We start from the raw sequence: 3,679 nt of genomic DNA, 5'->3' as shown, positions 1-3,679 counted from the left end.
CGGGAACCGGCTCGGGCCGGGCTGTCGGCTCCGGTGCCGTCTTCTCGACGACGGCGTCGGCCTGGCCGGTGGCCGCGGGCCGCGGCTGAACGGGCATGACGGCCGGACGGCGCTCGGCGACCGTCCCGTCGTCCTCGCGCTGTTCGGTGCTCTCCAATGGCGGCCGGCCACGACGCGGCAGCTGCTCGACGGGCTTGTAGAAGACGTCGACGTATCCGTCGCGCTGAATAGATTCCCGAATGAGCAGCCGGATCGACTGCGACTTGTCCTCCTGTGCATTGAGCCACTCGATCACCGAGGTGTCGGCGGCTGGCACGGTCCAGCGGAGCTTGTGAGGTTCACCCGGCTGATTTGCCATGGTGCTCACCTCGCCCGGCCGCTCGTTCCTGCGTGTCATTCAGACGTTCGCCGGACGTCTCTGGCTTTGACATATGGACTCACAGCCTTTCGCGATCTCCCTGCAGGCGAATCGATGGGAAGTGCGACTCTAGTTTACCTATCGAGTCCTATGCAAGTCGCATTCGATACGCGAGTGAAACGCTATTCGAGTCCTTGTCGAGTGCCAGTAGGGACGCCTGTGAGACACCTCAGTGCCCCCGCCTGGGGCGGCCGCGTGCAAGCGACTGGCGCCGTGCGCTGATGTGCCCCACCTGCAACGCGGTGAGCGCCCACGCGGGACATCTGCGAGACACGCACGGCCACAACCCTGATCGTGAGGAGCCGCATCGGAGTGCAGGTGAGGCCCCGTTGGTGTCTCGGTTATGCCTCCTGTGAGACGCCACCCGACACCCCTGCACAAACGAGTCCTCGGAAGGCACTGCGTGCGACGTCAGGGTGCCCTGATGGAGCGTGCGCGAGACACGGTGAGGACATGCACGGGGCTCTGAGAGACCCTGGAGTAGCAGTAGGCGTCTTATACGTGTCCCAGTCGAGTCTCATTCGTGTACCGATGAGTCACCTCGGAGGCACGAGGGAGACGTCGTTTCACGGCTATCCCGTGCGACCGGGAAACCTGGCTGCAACCCCTCGCCGAAGCCCGTCGGCGGACGTGGCGAGATGGCAGTGAACCGCCGACGGAGCGAGATCAGCACGGCTGCTGGTGAGCTGTCGGTGCGGTGCCGGCGCAGCGCTGGTGCGGCGGTCGACGCGAGGACGCCGCAGGTCCGTCGCGGTCGCACGGACGGGGCAGTACATGGGGCCGCCAGTTTGGAACCGCTGTTCCTTGACGCCGGCGATTCCTCACCCCGCCGCCGAGTCCGGGCGCCACAACTCTGCCGCCAATTGCTCGCGAGTGAAGCCGATCGACTGGTCACAAGCACCGGGGTGGCCTTCGATGAGCAGACACGCCTCACAGACGACGACCTTCCGGCAGCCTGGCGCGATCCGCAGCTCCCGCCGGCCCCCGTCGTTCCAGAGCAGCCACCACAACACGAGTCCTCCGTTCCCGGTGTACTGCATCTGCGCACACACCGTGTGCTGCACATCGAGTCCGTGCTCGCCGAAGTCGCAACCGAGCGGTTCGGCATCGACCTCGAAGTCCGCTCCGGGCAATGCGTTCAAGATGCGCACCTCGTCGTTCTCCAGCGCCACCGTCGCTGAGCAGGGCATGGGCATGGGTCCTCCGACTCCACATCGAGTGACAGCGTCACTCTTCAGGCCCGGCAGACACCGAAAACGTCAATCAATCTCGGAAGCGCCATGGTGATCTGCCTCACAGAGGCATGTGAGGCTTCCGGGAGGGATGTCTCAGCCGGTGAAGTCAGTACAGCGCGATGGTGCGCGGCCGGCTGCCACGGCCCCGTGAGCGGTGAAACAAAGCGTTGTCCACAGCCGGCGCGACGGCGTCGCGAGAGGACGGATCCTCTGCGCGACGAAGGCTCTGCTGCTGCGGCAGAGCAGTGAACCGGGACTGCGCCCCGTGAGGGACCGACCCGTACCCCCGCCCTGTTCGTGCCCGACGAACCGGATCAGTGCGGGAGTACGGCTGTATCACGGACGTCGACAGAGCCGTACACCCCCAAGACGCGATGACCAGGGGAAACAGCCCTCCCTGTACCCCCGCTGTGCGGGAAAGGAGGAGGGGTACGGGGCAAGAGGGTACGGACTGTTTCGCCTGATGTTCCAGGCTTCCACTCACGCTCCAGCCGTGGTCCAGCGAGGGCCGCGACAAGGAAGAAGAAAAGGGCATAAGAGAACGTGATACCACGTGTCCTGCGGACTCTCGCCCCGCGCGGTCTTCTCCGCTGCGTTCCGAGGACATGTCGGTCGGCATGGCCAACGAGTTCCACCGTTCGCTTCGCTTACCGGTCCGTCGGTCGCTGATGCTCCCTCCTGCTATGTCCAGCACTGCACTCGAGAGACGCCCCCCGCCTCCGGCCGCTGCGATTGTCCACAGATATGACAGCAGCAGTGGTTCCGGCAGTGCCGGATCGCCAGGCGCTGCTGCACCCGGCTCAGGCGAGAAGTGACGTTCCGCGCGCCGGCCCGCTGCGCGACCTGTCCAGGAGCAGCTCACGCAGCCAGAGCTTTCGGGCCGCCAGCCAGCGGAGCTGGCACGGGTGCTCCGCTGGACATCGAGATCACACGAGCTCACAGAGGCCCGCATTCGATGGTCGCCATCCGCACACCAGTCCACGAAGAGGTGCCACCATGACGCAGTCCCAGCCCGAACTCTCGCCCTACGACACCGGAGCCCGGTGCGAGCCGAAGTTGTGGCAACCGGACAGCGAAGCCGTCGCGGAGGCGATGCGCTCCGGTGAAGCCGGGGGTATCGGCAACGTGGACTTCACCAACGACGAGAACAGCACGGTCGTCACCGTGCACGTCTCCCGCGATGACGGGATGTACACCGTCCACCTCATACCGATGTTCAGCGACGACCAGATCCGCGTCGAGCTCCACCGGAGGAAGAACCTGGTCATGATCGAACCCGGTGCTGACCGACCGGTATGAGCCGCCGACGTACAGGCCGCCGCACCTGCCCGGACAACGTGGCCGCGGCTCTCGGCTCCAGCTGTGGAGACCGCCGAGCCATCAGGAGAGGCGACTCGAATGATTGCTGAAATGATTCCAGAACCGTTCTCACACGTCGTCCTCGTCACCGGTTCCCGCAGTTGGAACGACGAGCAGAGTATGTGCTCGGTGTTCAACGGCGCCTGGCGCGACTGGGGCCCTTCGAGCGTCACCCGGCCGGTGCTCATCTCGGGGCACTGCCCCGCGGGCGCCGATGCCATGACCGAGAGCCTGTGGCGGGCCGCCGGCTTTGAAATCCTCGCCTTCCCCGCCGACTGGTCGGCTCATGGGAAGCGGGCCGGCTTCCAGCGCAACCAGGAGATGGTCGATGCCGCTGACGCCTTCCGTGAGGCCGGGGCCCATGTGCTGTGCACGGCCTTTCTCGACCTCTGCCGGAAGCCCGGGTGCCCGCAGCAAGGCCAGGAGCAGCTCTTGCCGCATACGCCGGGGCACTTCTCGCACGGCGCCATCCACTGCAGAGCTCGCGCACGAACCGCGGGGATCAAGACGACCACCGTGATCCATCCGTCACTCCCGACGCTCTGATGACACACGAAGGTCCCCGCAGCACGCTACGGGGACCTTCAGGGAGGGTAGGGGAGGCGGACGCCCGAGGCAGCGCTACTCACTCCGATCGATGCCGTGTGCCTCGTCGTAGGCGGGGAGG

Annotated in this window: 4 protein-coding genes; 2 read left to right on the top strand and 2 right to left on the bottom strand. The window is 65.9% G+C overall.

Going from position 1 to position 3,679, the window contains the following annotated elements:
• A partial coding sequence (locus ACFU99_RS01560; protein ID WP_384384172.1) for a hypothetical protein occupies positions 1 to 358 on the bottom strand: 358 nt, incomplete at its 3' end.
• A gap of 881 nt (positions 359 to 1,239) precedes the next feature.
• Positions 1,240 to 1,608, bottom strand: coding sequence for a hypothetical protein (locus ACFU99_RS01555; RefSeq protein ID WP_384384169.1), 369 nt, complete (start codon positions 1,606 to 1,608; stop codon positions 1,240 to 1,242).
• Between the two features lie 1,041 nt (positions 1,609 to 2,649).
• Here ACFU99_RS01555 and ACFU99_RS01550 point away from each other — a divergent pair.
• The gene (locus ACFU99_RS01550) at positions 2,650 to 2,952 is read left to right on the top strand and encodes a hypothetical protein (protein WP_384384166.1); all 303 of its coding nucleotides are present in this window, start codon (positions 2,650 to 2,652) and stop codon (positions 2,950 to 2,952) included.
• Between the two features lie 63 nt (positions 2,953 to 3,015).
• Entirely contained in the window at positions 3,016 to 3,558 is a 543-nt protein-coding gene (locus ACFU99_RS01545; RefSeq protein WP_384384163.1) for an SLOG family protein, read from the top strand.
• The last annotated feature ends 121 nt before the right edge of the window (positions 3,559 to 3,679 follow it).

Origin of the sequence: Streptomyces sp. NPDC057654 (assembly GCF_042800135.1) — a bacterium.
Taxonomy (GTDB): Bacteria; Actinomycetota; Actinomycetes; order Streptomycetales; family Streptomycetaceae; genus Streptomyces.
The sequence above is the reverse complement of the archived record's forward strand: the minus strand, read 5'-3'. Positions and strand labels throughout refer to the sequence as shown.

Bases quoted from the DNA above. Each gene is read 5' to 3' on its own strand.
- ACFU99_RS01555 (WP_384384169.1), bottom strand. From the start codon at position 1,608: ATGCCCTGCTCAGCGACGGTGGCGCTGGAGAACGACGAGGTGCGCATC.
- ACFU99_RS01550 (WP_384384166.1), top strand. From the start codon at position 2,650: ATGACGCAGTCCCAGCCCGAACTCTCGCCCTACGACACCGGAGCCCGG.